We start from the raw sequence: 19,294 nt of genomic DNA, 5'->3' as shown, positions 1-19,294 counted from the left end.
GTTATTTTATTCCGATTGCGGCTGTTTAGCCAATTCCACATAAGCTTGTTGAACTTTTTGTATGTCGCCTGCGCCCATAATGAGCAAAATATTAATTCATAGACCAATAATTCCTCGACTGTCATCATGTATATCAGCCTCGCACCGGGAATTTTGTTTTTTGTTCCTCGATCGATACGTTGCCTTGTTTTTCTCTCGCAGAGCCAAATATGTCGCACAAGAACGTTTGGTCTGCCAAAGATAGCGATTGGGCAAAGGCATCGATGAATTTCTCTGTCCTTGAATATGTATGCGGCTGAAAGATGGACACGACGCGCTTATCAGGATATTTTTCCTTTGTCGCGCGTATGGTTGCTTCAATTTCTGCAGGATGATGGGCATAGTCGTCAATCAGAATTTGATTACCTACTATTTTCTCTGCATATCGCCGGTTGACGCCCTTGAAATCCATTAATCCTCTTTGAATTTCTTCGACGTTCTTGTTCTGGATCCAGGCCATCCCGATCACTGCCAAGGCATTAAGAATATTATGTTTGCCAAAGGTGTTGATGGAAAATGTTTCGTTGAATTGCTCGCCGATTTCAACATCAAAGGTGGTGCCGGCAGATGAAGTTTGGATGTTGACGGCGCGAATGTCATTCCCTGCTTCAAGTCCGTAATAAGTGTTAGGAGCCGAAGATTTTAATTTTTTGACGAGGGGATCATCTCCATAAGCCAAAATGCCCTCCTTTACTTGATCAGCAAAGGCTTGAAACGCATCAAATACATCATCGATCCCATCAAAATAATCCGGATGGTCGAAGTCGATATTGATCAATATGGCGTAGGAAGGTTTGTAGGAAAGAAAATGCCGTCTATATTCACATGCTTCAAATATGAAATCACGATTGTTCTTTTCACCTCTGCCATACCCATCACCTACTAAATATGAAGTAGGCTGACATTGGTTAAATACATACGATAATAATCCAGTCGTCGAGGTCTTTCCATGTGCCCCCGTCACGGCAATGCTATGATATGATTCCGCCAACTCCCCTAAAAACTCATGGTAGCGGTAAATTTCAAGACCTAATTCCTTTGCTCTCTGAACTTCCGGGTGTGACTCGTTGAAGGCATTTCATTCTCGTTAATATTTTCTTCGTCAAAAGAATAAATAGGAATGTTTCTTTTAATTAGTCCGTCTTGAGTAAAGGTGTATTCTTCTATGTCTGAGCCTTGGACCCTCACCCCAATATCCCACAGAATCTGTGCCAACGGGCTCATGCCAGCTCCTTTGATGCCGATAAAATGATAGGTTTTCATACCAATACCTCCACAATACATAATTCTTTTTTAAGAAAAGCTTAAGAAATTTACCTTAAGATATGAAGGAAAAAATGCTACACTATATCTATAATGAATTTTACCACAATTTTCCTAAAGGTTATGGTGATATTAAAGGAAAAAATTACAATCACGTCACTATTCCATGAATAATGGCCTCTATAAATAAATTGAATCGTTTTGAGGTGGTCTTGTTGTATGAAAAAATTCAATCGGAAAGCAATACAGATTTCATTCATACCCTGATTGATGATTACGGGGAAGAAGTGAAGCGGATCATATATAGCTATTTGAAAGATTGGCAGTTGACGGAGGACCTGACGCAAGAGGTTTTCATCACTGTATTTTTAAAAATGGACACGTTTGAAGGGCGTTCCAGTGTAAAAACATGGCTGTATAAAATTGCCATCAATAAAACGAAGGACTATTTAAAATCCTGGAGTTACAAAAAAGTCATATTGACCAATACGATTCTGACAAAAACAGAAATCAACAATAGCCTCGAAACACAGTTGATTTTGAAGGAGAATGATTCTGAAATTGCAAGAGAGGTTTTCGGATTGCCCATCAAATACCGGGAAGTGATTTTGCTATTTTATTATAAGGATTTTACGTTGAAAGAAATTGCAGCAATCACAAATGTAAACCCATCAACAGTAAGGACACGTTTGACCCGCGGCAGAAAGATCCTGGAACAAAAGTTAGGAGGCTTCCTCGTTGAATCATGATGGATTTAAAAAATCGATTGATGTTTATATAAGTCAGGAGCCTGTTTTTAAGGAATATGAAAAAATAAGATTAAAAGGTAAAATTCATTACCTTTCCGAACACACTCGCTTGAAAAGACAGCGAAAGCCATTCATGACTGTCTTCGCTGGTGCGATTGTTATTCCCGCTGCCGTTCTATTGTTCATGGGGATTTCCTTTTTGGAGAGTGGGATTTTTACAGTAAAGGATGTTCCAAAAGAAAATGCGGCTTATTTCAAGAATTCAGCCGCTGGACTTTTTCATGATGAACAGGGATTGACTATCCAGCAAAAAATATATCATGTCAATCATTTGCAAATGATTGACGGACAGTCAGGGTGGTCCGTCGATGATGTGAATCACATACTGAAAACGAATGATGGATGGATGCATGATCAAGACGTGACGCCTTCACAGCTACTTGATGGGAATTCAGATAAAGAGTATGTGTTTGTCAATGAGAAAGTGGCCAAGGTTTTTTTCCATGGGAAAACTAGAGGGGAATTTCAAGAATTTTTTACAACAGATGGAGGAGAAACTTGGAAGAGACTTGAATTGAATCATTTAAAAGGCAATGGGATAGAAGATGTCCAGTTCATCGACTCCAGCAAAGGGTGGCTGTATACAACTGAAATCAACGAAGCCGCAGGAGTCTTGCCTTACAAACTTTACCGTACGAGCGATGGCGGAGAGAATTGGAAGGAGATGCAGTTGAAGGGTTTTTCCAACTCAACAGCAAAATGGATTTATCCATATAATGAAAAGGTTATTTGGAGTATCGGGCAATCTGTAAAAGAGGGTACAGATTATTTCGATCCATCTACCACCTCTTTATTCCAATCGATTGACGGCGGAGAATCTTGGAAATCGATCAAGTTGATTCAAACAATTGATGGCGAGGAAATCGATTATCATCGGCCCATCTTTTTTGGGGAGCAAGGAATGATGGCAGCAATACGTTTCCCAAAAAACCTTCAAAAAGGTAAAGCCAAGCTTTGGATCTTTCATTATTCCAAAGGGACTGGCTGGGAAAAATATGCCGAATCTGAGATTCCGATTGCAGTATACAGCGAACAAGCCTATCCATTTTTTCAAAAGGATAATTTTACAATGTCTTTTTCAGACTTGGAACATGGCTGGTTGGCCAGTGGAAATGAATTTTTCCGTACCGATAATGGAGGAAAGGAATGGATGGAAATGCCTGCCTCCTTTCCAGAGGCTGATTTTCAATTTGTATCGAGTACAGAGGGGTATGGGTTTTCGGAAACAGGCTTGTTCAAAACGGTGGATGGAGGCGCCCATTGGAGGTCCGTGGGGATCGTCCAATAATGAAGCTTCACCCATCTTAAAGTTTTATAGAAAGGAAAGGTTATTGCAGCATGACAAGAGCATTTTTGGAACTGCTTCGAATCATCGCCATCATAATAATCTTTGGTGGGGGATCGTTGATATTGATCAGTAAATTATACGAATTTTTAGGGGTGTCGCTCGCTGCCCCTGAAGGCGGTTGGTTGTTAGAGTCTGCAATCCTGATCTGCATTTTTGTGCTTTATCGCAACCGGCTACAATTTTCAGGGTTTTACCGCAGGAAGGAACATAAAAAACTATCGGGAAAGTTAAGTCTAGCATTACTGCTTATAACATTACTATTATTTGTTGCGGCACCAATAGTTTAATCATGACATTTTGATTCAATCGCGAAGAGGTGGAAAAATGATGAAACAACAATCCATAAAAATTTCGATCATTTTGCTGATCGTATTTTCTGCATACTTTTTATGTTCGGCATTCGTAAAGGAAAGATCAGTTTCATTTACTGAGCCGGAAAAAGCATTGAAAAATGTCGATGAAGATATTTTGGCTTCAATTTCTGCTGAGGAAAAAGGCGATCAAGCACTATACTTTTTTATCGACAGCAAACACAATTTAGGCGCTGCCAAGCTTCATAAAGGGCTTTTAGGATGGAAGGTCATTCAGTCGAGGATTTCACCGGTGAGAACAAATCTGCCGAATGATATCCTCAGCAACATAGCGACAGAAGGAGATTTAGTGTATGGTTTGCTACCAAATGAAGAAAATCAGTCGATCAAGGTGAATGGGATAGACGCAAAATGGATCGATTTACAATCGAAGCTTGGTGTCAAGGCAGTCCAATATCATGTGGATCAGCTGGCATTATGGTATTTTCAAGGAAAGGATTCAACTCAAAAGAATGTAATATTATTTAACGAAGAAACGAAGAAAAAATTGGACGAAAGATCGGTGTATTAAATCCTTGCACATGATCTTTACTATGATAATTAGGAAAGCTGGTCCATTTACAAAGGACCAGCTTTTATCGTTTGATTAATGTATAGTCAACGATTCTTCATTCGTGCCATTAGTTTATAGATGATTAATATGGCGGCAGCCACCAGCAATAGGTGGATGATGGCCCCTGCAAGTTTCAGGGCAATGACGATAAGCCATATGAGTATGATGATTCCGATTATGGTCCAAAGCATGAACAATTCCTCCTTAAAAGGGATATTCCCTTTTTTACCTATGTATAATCGAATGATATCATGAAATTAGGTGGATTTTTAGAAGATTAGTAGAATTAAAGGATGGTAATAATAAAAATGAAGGAAAATGAAAGGATTTTTGAAGTTGATCTATATCCTCCGATTCAAAAGCACTTCGTCAAGCTTGGTTATGAAGTGTATGGTGAAGTAAGGGATTGTGATATTGCTGCGGTGAAGGACGATGAACTGATCATCGTCGAAATGAAGCTGAGACTGAATATGGATTTGTTGGTGCAAGCCACAAAGCGCCAAAAAATGACGAATCTAGTATATATAGCTATACCTAGACCGACGCATAGCCTTCGCTCCAAGAAGTGGAGGGATTTATGCCATCTCGTGAGGCGTTTGGAATTAGGACTGATTTTGGTTTCGTTCAGACGGGGCATAAAAAGAGTGGATATTCAAATCGATCCTGTTCCTTTCGATCGAAAAAGAAGCAAACAGTCGAACAAGAAAAAACGTGAGCTATTGATCAGGGAAGTCGCCGGCCGGCACGGTGATTATAACATAGGCGGCAGCACAGGCACGAAAATCTTGACCGCTTATAAAGAGAGCTGCATAAAAATTGGCTGTTATCTGGACAAATTCGGCCCGCTTTCACCGAAGGCACTCAGGGAAATGGGAACCGGTGAAAAAACTTTGTCCATCCTGAACAAAAACTACTATGGGTGGTTCGAGCGGGTACAAAGAGGAATCTACTCCATTAATGACACCGGCAAAAAAGACTTAAATAATTACAGCAAACAAATCGAGCATTACTTGAAGGAACTAGGATGAGGTGGGTGACAGGCACCATCCATATTCTGGATGGTGCCTGTCACCAAAAAAAATAATATAGAATTGGAGCTTTAGCCGATGTATGTTCAAATGTTATTGGCAGTATTGTTGATTTATATCGTTGGGATATGGTTATTTTCAGTTTTCCGACAAATGGAGTATTACTTGGTGCTGCGGATGTTGAGAAAGACGTTTTATGTAATATTTGTGGTCGGTTTGGGTATTGGGGTGATTGTGGGCGATTTGGAACCGGCTGATTGGAAGCTGATATTGCAATTAGCTGCTGTCATTGTGTTCATTGACATATCAGTTTTGCTGACACCCAGTATTATGAAGATATGGAATACAGAGTTTCAATATGGGGACTTCTTTAAGGATACGATACAAAAAAATGATGCCATCCAACGTAATATGGTAAAGAAAACGAATTATATGTCCTACATGCTTCAGCAAACCACTTTGCCATTCGAGGGTGAACCGGTGACATTGCATCAGTACTTGAATATATACGCAGAACAATTCGGTCTTTCAGTATTCGTTTATGAACTGGGTAATTCCATAGAAGAAGGGGAGCTTAGAGCTTCCATAAGAAGTACACTCTCCACAATCACGAATACGTATAATATTGAAGAACTGGATACAGATGATATAGCTGTTATGTTGTTTGAATCAGAAATCGTGTCCTTGGATGGAGAAGATTTAATGATCATTCCGGCATATCCATCATCGGCTAACATGGTTCTGGCAGTCCTACATAATCAAAATGGAATATTGCTTGAAGTCGATGCAATCCATATTGCAAATTTAGTGTATCTCTATGATTCATTCAATTAAAATCGTGGTATAATAATAGAGAGGCCACTTCTCACAGGGAGGGTTAAAGATGAAAAACAAGGAAAAGAAAATAAACGATAAAGATAAGTTGAAAATCACCAAAATCACCAAACAGTCGACAAGCAAAACATCCCGGGATATCCGAAAAATGAATAAAAGAGCACTTGAGCTTATCGCAAATAGATAGAGAGCAATCCATTCAGAGATTGCTCTTTTTTCTATTTCGTCATAAAAAACGCTTCTTCTGGATATGTTGATAAAAAAGACAGCTGGAGGAAGAGCATAATGGAAGAAAAGAAAATGACTAACAAGAACGGGAAAAACCTCACCGTATATAAAGGGAAGCACAAAATGAATGTTCAAAACCGAATAGCCATGAAATTATTTAAATCACTGAAAGGAATGTTGGGATGAGAAAAGGGTGACAGGCACCATCCAAAAAATGGATGGTGCCCCTTTTTTTACTGCTTTACACCGGTATAAATATGGATGGCATCCCGTAAAAATTCTGCTGTACCAGGTTGATTTTTGTCGTAATTTGCTTTGAAGCGTTCATCATCCACATACATTTGAGCAAGACCTGCATGCGCTTCTTTGCTGTAATGACTCCAATAATGCATCAGCCATTGTTTGTGTAGGTCAGCCGTTTTTTGAGCGAGGGGTCCAGCCGGATTTCCGGACTTGAATGCTGCTGCCAACGTATCCGCCAATTCCTCAGAGATTCGAGTGACTTCTTTATGCTGTTCCTCGGTCATGTTCATGACTTTTGCGTTTGATTGTTCGACCGCTTCGTTTCCGTATTTGCTCCGTATTTCTTCACCATATTTCTTTTCATTATCTTCAACCATTTCCTTTTTAAAGCCTTCAAATTTATCTTGATTCGTCATCTTCATTCTCCCTTCTTTTTCTGCAATGGTCTTTTCAACATTTCTAATGAGAAGATCCAATTGCCTGCGCTTGTCGAGGAGCAGTTCATGGTGTTCTTGAAGCGCTCTTGCTCCATCAAAGGATGGTGATGTCATGATTTCTTTTATTTTTTCCAAACTAACACCTAGTTCCCTGTAAAAAAGGATTTGCTGCAGCCGATCTACTTCTTTTTGACCGTATATCCGGTAGCCAGACGAATTGATTCTTGCCGGCTTAAGAAGATCAATTTCGTCATAATATCGTAAAGTCCTAGTGCTGACTCCAGCCAATCGGCCCAGCTTCTTGACTGTATATTCCACGTGCTCACCTCCTGACAATTTAACTGTACACCTTCACGCTGCGTCAAAGTCAAACCTATTTATCAGAAATTCATTTTTTTATTACACAATGATTTAAGTCAAAATTTCAATAATCTGAAAATATGGTATAATTTGGAGGAATGAAATGACGCTAGAAGGTGGAAATGATGAAGTTTTACTCAAAGAGAAGAAAATGGCCGCTATATTTCATCCTCGTTTTATCATTTATTGGCAGTACCATCACGGTAGATGGCATCGATCGTCATTGGAGAATTATTTTTCCAATTGCCGCACTTTTTATTATTGGTCTCCTCAAGATCGAAATTGAAATTGAAATGAATGATGATCAGGTTGTTTATCGTGTTACTTTTTTGAACAGGGTCCTATATCAACGAGCCATTCATGTATCTGAAATCAAAAGAATAAAATGTATGCGTGTCGGATGGGCTACCAGGCGAGCGGTTATCTATATGATGGATGATTCACGAATTAAGTTAACGCGGTTTGAGCCATCTTCCTTATATGAAAAACTTATAAATATGGCTGGTCGCAATCATATAGAAGTTTTAGAAACCAAGGATTTTCAGATATTGATGAGAGGGTATGCAAAAAATTCAAGAAGTTTATCATGAATAGGAGTATTGAAGACCCCACGAAAAGGGTGACAGGCACCATCCAGAAAATGGATGGTGCCTGTCACCCTTTTTTATTTTTGGATATTGTTTGATTGGTCCATGCATATAATTTAAAGCGAGGAGGGGTGTTGTGCTTAGGAAGAATAAGAGCAAGTTCAAACGGAAATATGGTCCCTTGCCTTTTCGCTACGTGTTTTTGATTACTTTTATCTTTTTCTGCTTCTCGACTGCAATCAGTTTAGTTGTAATAAATAAGAACATCGAACCCATCCTGATGAGCATAGCCGAAACGAAGGCGACGCAATTCGGCTCACAAGCAATCAATGATGCCATTTCAAAGAAAATCTCGGAAAATATCGATATCGATAAATTGATTGTCACTCGTGGGTCTGGTGATGATTTATCCTATAGCTTCAACCCTCAAATTTATAATAGGGTCATCTCAGAAGCGACTACAAGGGTACAAAAATACCTGGATTTAATGGAAAATGGCGAGATTGATGATTTAGAAGATTTGTACCGGGATATAAACATTGATTATGAAGAATCGAAACAGCAGCACGGAATCGTATATTATGTACCGCTTGGAATGGCCACGAAGCAAACGCTCTTCTCTAATTTAGGACCGAAAATCCCTGTTAAATTGGAAATTCTCGGCGCTGTCACATCCAATGTCGAAACCAAAATCGTTGAAACCGGAATTAACAATACGTACCTGGAAGTTTATATCAATGTAAAAATACAAATGAATGTCATTATCCCGCTGCGCTCGAAGCCGATTGAGATCTCCAATTCGGTCAAGATAGGCGATCTCTTCCACCCGGGAAAAGTCCCGCTCTACTACAACGGAGGCGGGGGAAAAGACAACTTCAACCCTGTCGTCATTCCTCCTGGATCTGGGAATTAATTCAAGGTGACAGGCACCATCCAATAAATGGATGGTGCCTGTCACCTTTTTCAACTATAATGTAAAAATAGGATATTAATGGAATTTGAGATTGGTTTATTAGTGGAGTTCAAGGGGGAGATCGTGTGGATCAGCAAAGCTTCGAGCATTTGGAAGAGCGTGTCCATCAGCTGGAAAATGAAGTTCGGCTGCTTAAGAAGCGGCTGGATGTTAGGGAAGAAGAAGGCGGGAAAGAAATCAGACTTGCTCATGAATTGAAGGGTGCGGAAACAAAGAGAAGTGGACTGCCTACAGAGCCTATTTTTAAAGAAAAAGCTTCGAATAATAATCAATCGGCCACCTCCATAACCAAAACGGAAACAGAACCGATCGACTGGGAATACGCGATCGGAAGGGTCTGGCTTCCGAGGATCTTCATATTCGTTCTGCTCTTAGGTGTTGTATGGGGATTCAAGGTCGCTGTGGAGTACAGCATCCTGACGGAAACCGCGCGGGTGATATTGGGATTCGTGTCAGCGGGCATCATCATGTTCATCGGAGAAAAGCAATTCAAGCACGATCGTTCAGCCTTGGGGAAAGTACTATTGACGGGCTCTGTGTCGATTCTCATATTAACTACGTTTGCCATGAACAGCTTGTATGGGATGATTCCGGCTGCTCCAGCATTTATCATGAATATCCTATGGATTGGATTGGGGATCTATTTATCAAAACGCCATCGTTCAGAAGTGATGGCAATCCTTTTCGCGGTTATGGGTTATTTGATCCCATTCCTGCTTGCCGGGCAGGAGGGGCCGCCTTTTGTTGGGGTTATCTATGAAATATTTTTCTATGGCGTTTTACTATATTTTGCGATTCACACTGGATATAAGCTTTTATTTTTTATAGCGACGGGGCTTTTGCATTTTGTTTTGGCACTTTTCTTTATTGTAACACCGGATCAATATCAGCAGGATATCCTGCTCGTGATTGCGATTGGAGCGTTAATGCAGCACTTTCTTATTTTCTATTCCGTGTTTTTCAAAAAGCTGGATACTCTTTTGCCGATCCCGATCTTATTTACCAGCTTTGTCCTCACTACTGCATGGGCAAAGGCAGGGTTGCTTCCTGAAACGATATTTAACGGATACTTATTGATGATGGTCCTTGTTTATTGCACGATTGCTTTCATTGCTAATAAAACTTCCAGAAATGAATTCATGTCCGTGTCGTTATCCATTGCTACGTTCGGACTAGGACTGCTTTGGTTTCAGCTATTTGAAAATGATCAAGCTGCAACAATGGCAGCACTTCTGCTTGAGGGGATTGCTGCAGTGTATCTTGGTGAAAAATTCAAGCTTGAACTTCAAAAGATTTCAGGATATATCATATACATCATCGGTGGATTGATGGTCATGGTCCAACCGATCGACAAGCTTTGGAGTGGTGAAACCTTCGTTTGGATTGGGTTCATTGCTTCAATGTATGGTTTGATTGAAATGAACAATCGTTTCCATCAAGAGAAAAAGGAAATGATGATCGGCTTAAGCATCATCGCTGTCCTGATGCATGTTGTATTCCTCGTCGAGCTTCCTGTAATCAAGCTGGGCTGGGAAACTATTCTCTGGTTCACAGGATTGATTTCCCTTTCAGGACTATATCTATGGACAAAAAGATATTATCAGGATCAGGCGATAATCCATTACTTTATCATTGCTGTAAATACATTGGTGCAGCTTGCGTTTATCACGTTGATGGTCAGCAGCCTGACAAAAGGCTACACTTTTAATATCGAAATGATGTCCATCTCATTCAGTTGGGCCATCTATGCTTCCGTTTGCCTCATTGCGGGGGTGCTATATAACAATAAAGCCTTGAGACTGCTTGGGATGGGGCTGCTTTTATTGACACTGGGAAAACTGATTTTATTTGATCTTCAGTATGTGACCATTGTTATTCGTGCGATCCTTTTTATCGGATTAGGAATGATTGGGATCGTTCTTTCCAGGTTGTACTACGTGAAAAAAGCATAAAGCTATCCATTTGGATGGCTTTTTTTATCTATCAAATGACCCGGAAGTGTTATTCATTCTGCTTCGATCCAAGGGGAAATCAATAGGATAGTAAATATTCAGTTTCAAAATGTTGTAAAATAGAAATATCCATAACATCGCTGTTTTTCAATCTTTAAACAATTCGTCCATAAAATAGCGAGAAAGCTATACTCAATGAAGATCGGAAATCATTCTAAAAAAGGAGTTCCTCACCATGAAAGTTTCTTTATTCATTACTTGTCTATGTGACTTATTTTATGTTCGTGCAGGGAAGGCAGCGGTTGAGCTGCTGGAACGATTGGGATGCGAGGTTGATTTCCCTGAGGCTCAGACATGCTGCGGCCAGCCCGCATTTAACAGTGGGTATCAAAAAGCGGCCAAACATATAGCCAAGCATATGATTCAAGTATTCTCAGAATCAGAATACGTTGTCACCCCATCCGGTTCTTGCGCTTACATGTTGAAGGAGTACGAGTCTCTGTTCGTAAATGAGCCCGAATGGCAGGAAAGGGCACAAAAATTGAAAGCAAAAACGTACGAATTGACACAATTCTTGGTGGAAGTCTTGAAATTGGAAGATACGGGGGCTGTCTTTGCTGGCAGGGCCACTTATCATACATCCTGTCATATGACCAGGCTGCTCGGTGTACAGGATGCACCTATTAAACTATTGAAAAATGTAAAAGGTTTAGAGCTTATCAATCTGCCAAATTCGCAGGATTGCTGCGGTTTCGGAGGAACGTTCTCCGTAAAGATGAGCAGCATCTCGGAGGAAATGGTTGACGAAAAGATTTCCAATATCGATGAAACAGAAGCGGAAATCCTGATTGGTGCAGATGGAGGCTGTCTGATGAATATCGGCGGCCGAATCGAACGAAAGGGAAAGCCGATAAAAGTGATGCATATAGCCGAAATCTTGAACAGCCGGGAGGGACAAGCATGTCGATAAAAATCGGGGAGGGCGCGTTTTCAAAACGCGTGGATACAGGACTTGGGAATCAATTCATGAGGGGGGCAGTGCGCTCTGCGCAGGAACGGCTCCAAGGAAATCGATTGAATGCGGCGGAAGAACTTGGCGATTGGGAATCATGGCGCAGCTTGGCAAAAGAAATTCGGCAGCATACGATGGAGTATCTCGATTTTTACTTAGGAGAATTAAGTGAAAACATTGCCCAACGGGGTGGCCATGTTTTTTTTGCCCAAACCGCAGAAGAAGCGAATCAATATATCCGGAATGTAGTGAAAAAGAGTAGTGGAAGAAAAATCGTCAAATCGAAATCGATGGTGACCGAGGAAATAGGTCTGAATCAGGCGTTGGAAGACATTGGATGCGAAGTGATTGAAAGTGATCTCGGCGAATATATCTTACAAATAGACGAACAGGATCCACCTTCTCATATCGTGGCGCCGGCATTGCACAAAAATAAGGAACAGATTCGAGATGTATTTAAAGACCGTCTCGGGTATGCGAAATCAGAGGATCCGGATGAGCTGACGCTTTTTGCCCGGGAGCAGCTGCGCAAGGAATTTTTGGCGGCGGACGTCGGGATTACCGGCTGTAATTTCGCAGTAGCTGAATCAGGCTCGATCGCGTTGGTAACGAATGAAGGGAATGCCAGGATGGTGACAGCCTTGCCTAAGGCACAAATAACAGTCATGGGAATGGAACGCATCGTCCCAACTTGGGAAGAACTTGATGTAATGGTGAGTCTTCTCACAAGAAGTGCTGTTGGACAAAAACTGACGAGCTATGTCACAGCATTGACTGGTCCAAAAGACGAAGGGGATGTTGATGGACCGGAAGAATTCCATTTGGTCATAGTCGACAATGGACGTTCCAACATATTAGGCACTGAATTCCAGGAAGCTCTTCATTGCATCAGATGTGCCGCCTGCATCAATGTTTGTCCAGTTTATCGCCACATCGGCGGCCATGCATACGGATCGATTTATCCAGGACCGATTGGCGCAGTTTTGACACCGCTTCTTGCCGGATATGATGACTATAAAGAATTGCCTTTTGCATCATCTCTTTGTGCAGCCTGCACAGATGCCTGCCCGGTGAAAATTCCGCTTCATGAGTTATTGATCAGGCACAGGCAAAAAATCATAGAGGTGGATAAAAGAAATGATTTAGCGGAGTGGCTAGCCATGAAGGGGTTCGAATTGGGCATGGGATCATCAAATCTTTATAAAATGGGAACGAAACTTGCCCCATCCGTTGTAAAGCCTTTCACGAAAGATGGTAAGATTTCTTCTGGTCCAGGTCTGTTAAAGGCATGGACGGATAATCGTGAATTTCCAGCACCGGAGAAAGAACGTTTCAGGGATTGGTTCAAAAATCGCAGCATGGAAGGGGGAATCAACGATGAAAGGGCTCATTCAAAATAAAGAGATTTTTTTAAAAAACGTTTCCCAGGCTCTTGGAAGAACACGCCTTGAAAGGGCTGTGCAGAAGCCAAGCTGGAACCTTCAGCCTCAATGGGATGTGCTGAATGGGCTGAATGCGGATGAACTTATGATGGTGTTAAAAGATCAATGCGAACTAATACATACTGACTTCCTATGCGTTTCATTATCAGAATTACCCGAAGCATTGGAACAAACTATAGATAAATATGATGGAAAGACCATTGTGACAAGTGACGATGACCGTTTTGAAAAAATGGGTCTTAATGAAAAATTTAATCAACTCCGCAAAGAAGAAGTAGAGATTCATGAATGGGATGCAACTCTCGGACAAGAAAACATTGACATTGCTGAAAGGGCCGATATTGGAATCACTATCAGCGATATGGCACTGGCTGAATCGGGAACAGTTGTATTATTCAGCAGCGCAGGAAAGGCGAGGACGGTCAGCCTGCTCCCGGCAAGCTACATCGCCATCATTCCCAAAAGCACCATTGTCCCAAGATTGACACAGTCTGCAAAGGATATTCATCAAAAAGTTGAAGCAGGAGAGCACGTTCCATCCTGCATAAATTTCATCTCAGGTCCAAGCAACAGCGCTGACATCGAAATGAACCTCGTCGTAGGCGTCCACGGGCCTATCCGGACGACGTATATTGTTGTTGATAATCTATAGAAATCAGATCGGAGCTTTAATTCACTCTTTGATAATGAGCAAAATTTTCAAAAACATACCTTTAAACATATAAAAATCAGGAGAAAGAGAAATGATTGATGCAAATGGAAGTGATCGAATTGTACACCGGTGTTCCAACAATGGGTATCTGCGGTTTGTTGAATTTTTACTTTGTTTTATACTCACTTTCCGAAAAAAATGCGCTCCCTTTATAAGGAAGAGCGCATTTTTCTTTTACATTCCATGCTTTACGCCTTTTTTGACCAACAGCCAATTCGCTGGATAGCTGGTGATAGCACCAAGAATCATTGCGATTTGCATCATGAACCAATAGACCATTGTGTTAGGTTCAGGCGGTTTCGTAAATAGCACATAATGGACAATGGCCATCCAGCCGAACATCCCAATCTCAAATGCAACTAAAGACAGTGTATCGGCTTTAATAGCATTCCAGAACCCTTTTCCCCAGCTCATCTCATTCCCCATTTTTCGACTCATCGGAACGATGGAAAAAACTTGGAAAAAGACGCCGAATATATAGGCGCATACGAATTCAACGGTATAATGGGCAAAAAGTGTTGACCCTGCGATGGTCAGCCCTGATAAGAAAACAATGGGCACCCCGACTGCATCCCCGAACGTACAACCGCTTGAACAATGGCTTGTCGAAACGAAAACACTTTGCCAAAATGGCTTGTCGCCATGCATACTTTCATGATCATGGCCTTCCCTAGAATCATCTTCGTGGTTTTCATGGTGATGCGAGTGGTCATTCTTGGATCTTCCCATTACCCAATAAGCCCATATTCCGAATGGTCCTAAGTAAAGTCCATTTATTGGCCAAACAATGTTCATGATCTTCATTGGCTGCGGGTGTTTAATAATGTCCAATAAGATAGTGATCGCCGATAATATTCCTAAAAAAACTGAAATATAAGCAATCGTAGTCAGTAATGTCATCGAATCCCTCCCGGAAAATATTATCTATTATTCGATACCCCGGTATAATTTGTTCAAACATAGATGAAATTATCAATGATTTTCTAATATTTTATTCTTGTAAACATGGGCAGAAAATATACGTGTAGCCTGCAGGGTATTAAGATATAAAGATTAACTTTGAGACGGTCGCTTATTAGATTGATATTTGGTTGGAAAGGGTATGATATAAGCGAAGCATCAAATTTGACACTTATACTATACGGGGGTATAGTAAAGAGGAAGAGGTGATGGTTGATGGATCATGAAATGAAACAACCTGATAAAAAGACACATCGTTCAAATGAAGATAAAGAAAAATTGATCAATCGATTGAAACGGATTGAAGGGCAAGTTAGGGGCATCCAGAAAATGGTGAACGAAGACCGCTACTGCGTTGATATTCTAGTCCAACTATCCGCCATTAATGCTGCCATGAAGAAGGTCGGTTTGAATTTGTTGGAAAAACACACGCATCACTGCGTCCGCGGTGCGATTGAAGCAGGCAATGGGGATGAATCGATTGAAGAACTAATGAAGGTATTCGAGCAGTTTTCAAAATCATGACGAGTTGGGTGATGATCATATGACAGACAAAAAAATAAAACTCGGCATAACAGGCATGACGTGTGCATCTTGCTCGGCCCGCATCGAAAAAGTTTTGAACAAGATCGATGGGGTGGAAGCGAACGTAAACCTTGCGATGGAATCCGCATCTATTTCGTATGATTCAAACAACGTAATCCCGGAAAAAATTGTTCAAAAGATAGAAAAATTAGGCTACGGTGTTCAGAATGAAAAACTTGAACTTGATATCTATGGCATGACGTGCGCTTCTTGTTCAACCAGAATTGAAAAAGTACTCAATAAAATGGAAGGTGTCAGTAATGCAGCAGTCAACCTGGCTGACGAGTCGGCCGTCATTGAGTACCAGCCGGGCATACTTGCAACGGAAGACATATTAAATAAAATAAAAAAACTCGGCTATGAAGGGAAATTGAAGGAGCAGCGAGAATCCAAGGCATCCTATAAGGAGCAGGAAATCCAGCGGAAAAAAGTGAAGCTTCTTGCATCCATCATACTTGCATTGCCGCTGCTATATACAATGCTTGGCCATATGCCATGGGATTTGGGGCTGAAAGTGCCCGACTTAATGATGAATCCATGGTTCCAATTCGCTTTGGCTACCCCTGTCCAGTTCATTATTGGCTGGCAGTTCTACACTGGTGCATACAAATCATTAAGAAACAAAAGCGCCAACATGGATGTTCTTGTAGCGCTTGGAACATCGGCTGCCTACTTTTACAGCACTGTTGAGGCAATACGCCACACGTTGAATGTGGACTATATGCCACACGTATATTTTGAAACCAGTGCGGTTCTGATCACATTGATATTAGTCGGGAAACTTTTTGAAGCGCTGGCTAAGGGAAGGACGACAGAAGCGATTTCTTCTTTATTGAATCTTCAGGCAAAGGAAGCTACCGTCATTCGAAATGGCGCAGAGGCTAAGGTGCCCATTGATCAAGTAGTCGTTGACGACATCCTGATAGTTAAGCCTGGGGAAAAGATTCCCGTGGATGGTGAGGTCACTTCGGGAAGTTCATCTGTGGATGAGTCGATGATCACAGGTGAATCGATTCCGGTCGATAAAAGCGAAGGTGATCAACTCATAGGCTCTACAATCAATAAAAATGGACGGCTCCAAATGAAAGCAACAAAAGTCGGGAATGATACAGCGTTGGCAGGCATCATCAAAGTAGTTGAAGAGGCACAGGGCTCTAAAGCTCCAATACAGCGCATGGCAGATATCATTTCAGGATACTTCGTCCCGATTGTAGTCGGTATTTCAGTTCTTACATTTTTGATTTGGTTCTATTTTGTCACACCAAATGATCTTCCTCAAGCCCTTGAGGTGGCAATAGCCGTGTTGGTCATTGCTTGCCCTTGTGCATTGGGATTGGCAACACCCACATCCATCATGGTTGGAACCGGAAAAGGCGCTGAAATTGGAATCCTGTTTAAAGGCGGGGAACATTTGGAAGGAACCCAAAAAATTGATGCAATTGTATTGGATAAAACGGGTACGATAACGAATGGAAAGCCTGTAGTGACAGATTTCGAAACATTGGACGAGAGAGTATTGCCGTATTTACTTGCGGCAGAGAAATCCTCCGAGCATCCGCTCGCTGAAGCAATTGTCCAATATTCCGAATCTCTTGGGGCTCAAAAAATGAAAACCGATCATTTTGAGGCGATTCCAGGCCATGGTATCATTGCTTCAATAGAAGGAAACCGTTTTTTAGCAGGAACGAGGAAACTGATGCAAGACCATCAAATATCGTTCGATTCATTTGACGAAAAGCTTTCTAACTATGAACAGGAAGGCAAGACAGCCATGATTCTGGCCATCGAAAGCAAAGCTCTAGGTGTCATAGCAGTTGCAGATACCGTTAAAGATACTGCAAAAGAAGCTGTGCATCGGTTAAGGAAGATGGGGATTTCTGTTTACATGCTGACAGGGGATAATGAACGTACAGCTCATGCCATCGCTGAGAACGTGGGGATTAAACATGTGATGGCAGAAGTACTTCCCGAAGAAAAAGCAGACGAGGTAAGAAAACTGCAAAACCAAGGTAAAAAGGTGGCAATGGTAGGAGACGGAATCAATGATGCTCCAGCATTGGCAACAGCTGATATTGGAATAGCCATCGGCACAGGCACCGATGTTGCGATTGAGGCTGCTGATGTGACCATTATGGGTGGCGACCTTTTGCTCCTGTCTAAAGCGATTGAATTGAGTGGAAAAACGATGAAAAATATTCGTCAAAATCTATTCTGGGCTCTGGCTTATAATGCTGCAGGGATTCCCATTGCCGCACTGGGCCTTCTCGCTCCTTGGGTCGCTGGTGCAGCCATGGCCTTTAGTTCGGTCTCAGTCGTTACAAACTCGCTTCGTTTGAAAAGAATAAAACTTTAAAACGGTATGAACAGAATAAGCGAGACTTCTGAGGGCACACCATTCATCTGTCGGTTAGCAGTAAACTGAATTTGAAACAACCTTCGATTAAGATCAAAGGAAATTTAAATCAAATAAGAAAGGTGATGCAACATGGAACAAGCTACTTTAAATGTAAAAGGTATGACATGTGGACATTGTGAGAAAGCTGTCAAATCAGCGTTAGGTGAATTAGAAGGAGTAAGAGATGTAGAGGTTTCTTTGAAGGATGGCAAAGTGGAAGTAAAATACGATGCAGAAAAAGTCGGCCTGGGAAACATGAAGGAAGCAGTGGAAGACCAAGGATATGATGTGAAATAAATTTTAAAAGAGTTCTCATTTGAGGGCTCTTTTTTAATTTGGAGATATATTACGTTTATTGCATACTGTACTGGGTATATGTATTACTGCGGAACACAAAACAAATTCGTTGGAGGGATAAAATGCAAGCCTTTGTTAAACCTAGTGAAGTAGAGAAGTTAAAAAAAGAAAAAGGTGTACACGTCATTGATGTCCGTTCACCTGATGAAGTAAAAGAAGGGAAGATCCCCGGAGCTGAAAATATTCCATTGGATCAACTCGAGGGAAAAGTAGAGACACTCAATAAAAAAGAAAAGTATATCACGGTTTGCAGAAGTGGGATGAGGAGTGAAAAAGCTGCGGCACTACTTAGGGAATACGGCTTGGATGCCAAGTCTATGCAAGGCGGGATGGAAGAATGGGACGGAGAAGTTGTCAATTAATCAAAATAAGGAGAGATCGTAATGCAATTTGATTATACAGTGGAAACCACCAAAGGAATCGAAGAGGCGATTGCTGCCCTTGAAGATCAATTAAAGGAGGAAAAATTCGGGGTGCTTTGGGACTTCGACCTTGCAGGGAAGCTTCAGGAAAAAGGCAAGGATTTTTCCAGTGCATACCGTGTATTGGAGGTCTGTAATCCGGACGAAGCTGTCAGAGTGTTAAGCAAAGACAAAAAAGTCGGTTATTTTCTCCCATGTAAAATTGTTGTCTATGAAGATGGGGGAAAAACCAAAATCGGAATGCCAAACCCAAGTTCACTAATTCACCTAGCCGATGACCCTGACTTGGATGAAATAGCAAAGGATGTAGAAGCAAGACTAAAAAAATGTATCGATGGATGTAAATAGTTCAAAGGAAAAGGTGACAGGCACCATCCAGATTAT

Annotated in this window: 22 protein-coding genes and 1 pseudogene; 19 read left to right on the top strand and 4 right to left on the bottom strand. The window is 41.3% G+C overall.

From position 1 onward, the window contains the following. Window positions 1–6 precede the first annotated feature (6 nt). Window positions 7–1,302: pseudogene (murC, locus tag D9X91_RS14355) on the bottom strand (UDP-N-acetylmuramate--L-alanine ligase). Window positions 1,303–1,517: 215 nt separating this feature from the next. On the opposite strand from murC, the gene D9X91_RS14350 reads away from it, so the two are divergent. The 4 genes from D9X91_RS14350 to D9X91_RS14335 are packed head-to-tail and all read left to right on the top strand — an operon-like array spanning window position 1,518 to window position 4,341. Further along, entirely contained in the window at window positions 1,518–2,051 is a 534-nt protein-coding gene (locus D9X91_RS14350) for a sigma-70 family RNA polymerase sigma factor (RefSeq protein ID WP_158598329.1), read from the top strand. After that, window positions 2,041–3,399, top strand: coding sequence for a hypothetical protein (locus D9X91_RS14345; protein WP_121681334.1), 1,359 nt, complete (start codon window positions 2,041–2,043; stop codon window positions 3,397–3,399). Before D9X91_RS14350 ends, D9X91_RS14345 begins: the two co-directional genes overlap by 11 nt. 50 nt (window positions 3,400–3,449) lie before the next feature. Beyond that, entirely contained in the window at window positions 3,450–3,746 is a 297-nt protein-coding gene (locus D9X91_RS14340) for a hypothetical protein (RefSeq protein WP_121681333.1), read from the top strand. 40 nt (window positions 3,747–3,786) lie between these two features. Further along, a complete protein-coding gene (locus D9X91_RS14335) occupies window positions 3,787–4,341 on the top strand; it encodes a hypothetical protein (RefSeq protein ID WP_121681332.1) in 555 nt (184 codons plus the stop codon). An 86-nt stretch (window positions 4,342–4,427) separates the two neighbouring features. On the opposite strand, the gene D9X91_RS14330 is transcribed toward D9X91_RS14335, so the two are convergent. Further along, window positions 4,428–4,574, bottom strand: coding sequence for a lmo0937 family membrane protein (locus D9X91_RS14330; RefSeq protein WP_121681331.1), 147 nt, complete (start codon window positions 4,572–4,574; stop codon window positions 4,428–4,430). A 117-nt stretch (window positions 4,575–4,691) separates the two neighbouring features. Here D9X91_RS14330 and D9X91_RS14325 point away from each other — a divergent pair, with 117 nt between their 5' ends. From D9X91_RS14325 to D9X91_RS23050, 4 genes are all read left to right on the top strand, one after another. After that, window positions 4,692–5,411 (top strand): DUF2161 domain-containing phosphodiesterase, encoded by a 720-nt coding sequence (locus D9X91_RS14325; protein ID WP_121681330.1) that lies wholly within the window; start codon window positions 4,692–4,694, stop codon window positions 5,409–5,411. 78 nt (window positions 5,412–5,489) lie between these two features. Then, complete coding sequence (locus tag D9X91_RS14320; RefSeq protein WP_121681329.1) at window positions 5,490–6,245, top strand: type II toxin-antitoxin system SpoIISA family toxin; 756 nt, start codon at window positions 5,490–5,492, stop codon at window positions 6,243–6,245. A gap of 49 nt (window positions 6,246–6,294) precedes the next feature. Next, window positions 6,295–6,432 carry a hypothetical protein gene (locus D9X91_RS22540; protein ID WP_158598328.1) on the top strand — a complete coding sequence of 46 codons (138 nt, stop codon included), beginning with the start codon at window positions 6,295–6,297 and terminating at the stop codon, window positions 6,430–6,432. A gap of 98 nt (window positions 6,433–6,530) precedes the next feature. Next, entirely contained in the window at window positions 6,531–6,659 is a 129-nt protein-coding gene (locus D9X91_RS23050; protein WP_267900817.1) for a hypothetical protein, read from the top strand. A 47-nt stretch (window positions 6,660–6,706) separates the two neighbouring features. On the opposite strand, the gene D9X91_RS14315 is transcribed toward D9X91_RS23050, so the two are convergent. Further along, window positions 6,707–7,471, bottom strand: a complete 765-nt coding sequence (locus D9X91_RS14315; RefSeq protein ID WP_121681328.1) for a MerR family transcriptional regulator — start codon at window positions 7,469–7,471, stop codon at window positions 6,707–6,709. A gap of 164 nt (window positions 7,472–7,635) precedes the next feature. On the opposite strand from D9X91_RS14315, the gene D9X91_RS14310 reads away from it, so the two are divergent. The 6 genes from D9X91_RS14310 to D9X91_RS14285 all read left to right on the top strand — a co-directional run bounded on the left by D9X91_RS14310 (window position 7,636) and on the right by D9X91_RS14285 (window position 14,131). Next, window positions 7,636–8,103, top strand: coding sequence for a hypothetical protein (locus tag D9X91_RS14310; protein WP_148709080.1), 468 nt, complete (start codon window positions 7,636–7,638; stop codon window positions 8,101–8,103). A 133-nt stretch (window positions 8,104–8,236) separates the two neighbouring features. After that, entirely contained in the window at window positions 8,237–9,013 is a 777-nt protein-coding gene (yunB, locus tag D9X91_RS14305; RefSeq protein ID WP_121681326.1) for a sporulation protein YunB, read from the top strand. Between the two features lie 125 nt (window positions 9,014–9,138). After that, the gene (locus tag D9X91_RS14300) at window positions 9,139–11,025 is read left to right on the top strand and encodes a DUF2339 domain-containing protein (protein ID WP_158598327.1); all 1,887 of its coding nucleotides are present in this window, start codon (window positions 9,139–9,141) and stop codon (window positions 11,023–11,025) included. A 235-nt stretch (window positions 11,026–11,260) separates the two neighbouring features. Continuing rightward, the gene (locus D9X91_RS14295; protein WP_121681324.1) at window positions 11,261–11,995 is read left to right on the top strand and encodes a (Fe-S)-binding protein; all 735 of its coding nucleotides are present in this window, start codon (window positions 11,261–11,263) and stop codon (window positions 11,993–11,995) included. Further along, the gene (locus tag D9X91_RS14290; RefSeq protein ID WP_121681323.1) at window positions 11,986–13,437 is read left to right on the top strand and encodes a LutB/LldF family L-lactate oxidation iron-sulfur protein; all 1,452 of its coding nucleotides are present in this window, start codon (window positions 11,986–11,988) and stop codon (window positions 13,435–13,437) included. Before D9X91_RS14295 ends, D9X91_RS14290 begins: the two co-directional genes overlap by 10 nt. Continuing rightward, window positions 13,415–14,131 carry a LutC/YkgG family protein gene (locus D9X91_RS14285; RefSeq protein ID WP_121681322.1) on the top strand — a complete coding sequence of 239 codons (717 nt, stop codon included), beginning with the start codon at window positions 13,415–13,417 and terminating at the stop codon, window positions 14,129–14,131. The genes D9X91_RS14290 and D9X91_RS14285 overlap by 23 nt, the downstream gene beginning before the upstream one ends. 234 nt (window positions 14,132–14,365) lie before the next feature. Here D9X91_RS14285 and D9X91_RS14280 read toward each other — a convergent pair whose 3' ends face one another. Then, entirely contained in the window at window positions 14,366–15,091 is a 726-nt protein-coding gene (locus tag D9X91_RS14280; RefSeq protein WP_121681321.1) for a DUF4396 domain-containing protein, read from the bottom strand. Between the two features lie 276 nt (window positions 15,092–15,367). Here D9X91_RS14280 and D9X91_RS14275 point away from each other — a divergent pair, with 276 nt between their 5' ends. The 5 genes from D9X91_RS14275 to D9X91_RS14255 all read left to right on the top strand — a co-directional run bounded on the left by D9X91_RS14275 (window position 15,368) and on the right by D9X91_RS14255 (window position 19,258). Beyond that, window positions 15,368–15,676, top strand: a complete 309-nt coding sequence (locus D9X91_RS14275; RefSeq protein ID WP_121681320.1) for a metal-sensing transcriptional repressor — start codon at window positions 15,368–15,370, stop codon at window positions 15,674–15,676. A 19-nt stretch (window positions 15,677–15,695) separates the two neighbouring features. Further along, window positions 15,696–18,089, top strand: a complete 2,394-nt coding sequence (locus D9X91_RS14270; protein ID WP_121681319.1) for a heavy metal translocating P-type ATPase — start codon at window positions 15,696–15,698, stop codon at window positions 18,087–18,089. A gap of 132 nt (window positions 18,090–18,221) precedes the next feature. Then, window positions 18,222–18,428 carry a copper chaperone CopZ gene (gene copZ / locus D9X91_RS14265; RefSeq protein ID WP_121681318.1) on the top strand — a complete coding sequence of 69 codons (207 nt, stop codon included), beginning with the start codon at window positions 18,222–18,224 and terminating at the stop codon, window positions 18,426–18,428. A gap of 122 nt (window positions 18,429–18,550) precedes the next feature. Next, window positions 18,551–18,850 carry a rhodanese-like domain-containing protein gene (locus D9X91_RS14260; protein ID WP_121681317.1) on the top strand — a complete coding sequence of 100 codons (300 nt, stop codon included), beginning with the start codon at window positions 18,551–18,553 and terminating at the stop codon, window positions 18,848–18,850. Window positions 18,851–18,871: 21 nt separating this feature from the next. Beyond that, window positions 18,872–19,258 carry a DUF302 domain-containing protein gene (locus D9X91_RS14255; protein ID WP_121681316.1) on the top strand — a complete coding sequence of 129 codons (387 nt, stop codon included), beginning with the start codon at window positions 18,872–18,874 and terminating at the stop codon, window positions 19,256–19,258. The last annotated feature ends 36 nt before the right edge of the window (window positions 19,259–19,294 follow it).

Origin of the sequence: Falsibacillus albus (assembly GCF_003668575.1) — a bacterium.
Taxonomy (GTDB): Bacteria; Bacillota; Bacilli; order Bacillales; family DSM-25281; genus Falsibacillus; species Falsibacillus albus.
The sequence above is the reverse complement of the archived record's forward strand: the minus strand, read 5'-3'. Positions and strand labels throughout refer to the sequence as shown.

What these genes read in the sequence shown, in the direction of transcription:
- D9X91_RS14340 (WP_121681333.1), top strand. Translation starts at nt 3,450, where the DNA reads ATGACAAGAGCATTTTTGGAACTGCTTCGAATCATCGCCATCATAATA.
- D9X91_RS14335 (WP_121681332.1), top strand. Translation starts at nt 3,787, where the DNA reads ATGAAACAACAATCCATAAAAATTTCGATCATTTTGCTGATCGTATTT.
- D9X91_RS14330 (WP_121681331.1), bottom strand. Translation starts at nt 4,574, where the DNA reads ATGCTTTGGACCATAATCGGAATCATCATACTCATATGGCTTATCGTC.
- D9X91_RS14325 (WP_121681330.1), top strand. Translation starts at nt 4,692, where the DNA reads ATGAAGGAAAATGAAAGGATTTTTGAAGTTGATCTATATCCTCCGATT.
- D9X91_RS14320 (WP_121681329.1), top strand. Translation starts at nt 5,490, where the DNA reads ATGTATGTTCAAATGTTATTGGCAGTATTGTTGATTTATATCGTTGGG.
- D9X91_RS22540 (WP_158598328.1), top strand. Translation starts at nt 6,295, where the DNA reads ATGAAAAACAAGGAAAAGAAAATAAACGATAAAGATAAGTTGAAAATC.
- D9X91_RS23050 (WP_267900817.1), top strand. Translation starts at nt 6,531, where the DNA reads ATGGAAGAAAAGAAAATGACTAACAAGAACGGGAAAAACCTCACCGTA.
- D9X91_RS14310 (WP_148709080.1), top strand. Translation starts at nt 7,636, where the DNA reads ATGATGAAGTTTTACTCAAAGAGAAGAAAATGGCCGCTATATTTCATC.
- D9X91_RS14295 (WP_121681324.1), top strand. Translation starts at nt 11,261, where the DNA reads ATGAAAGTTTCTTTATTCATTACTTGTCTATGTGACTTATTTTATGTT.
- D9X91_RS14290 (WP_121681323.1), top strand. Translation starts at nt 11,986, where the DNA reads ATGTCGATAAAAATCGGGGAGGGCGCGTTTTCAAAACGCGTGGATACA.
- D9X91_RS14285 (WP_121681322.1), top strand. Translation starts at nt 13,415, where the DNA reads ATGAAAGGGCTCATTCAAAATAAAGAGATTTTTTTAAAAAACGTTTCC.
- D9X91_RS14280 (WP_121681321.1), bottom strand. Translation starts at nt 15,091, where the DNA reads ATGACATTACTGACTACGATTGCTTATATTTCAGTTTTTTTAGGAATA.
- D9X91_RS14275 (WP_121681320.1), top strand. Translation starts at nt 15,368, where the DNA reads ATGGATCATGAAATGAAACAACCTGATAAAAAGACACATCGTTCAAAT.
- D9X91_RS14270 (WP_121681319.1), top strand. Translation starts at nt 15,696, where the DNA reads ATGACAGACAAAAAAATAAAACTCGGCATAACAGGCATGACGTGTGCA.
- copZ (WP_121681318.1), top strand. Translation starts at nt 18,222, where the DNA reads ATGGAACAAGCTACTTTAAATGTAAAAGGTATGACATGTGGACATTGT.
- D9X91_RS14260 (WP_121681317.1), top strand. Translation starts at nt 18,551, where the DNA reads ATGCAAGCCTTTGTTAAACCTAGTGAAGTAGAGAAGTTAAAAAAAGAA.
- D9X91_RS14255 (WP_121681316.1), top strand. Translation starts at nt 18,872, where the DNA reads ATGCAATTTGATTATACAGTGGAAACCACCAAAGGAATCGAAGAGGCG.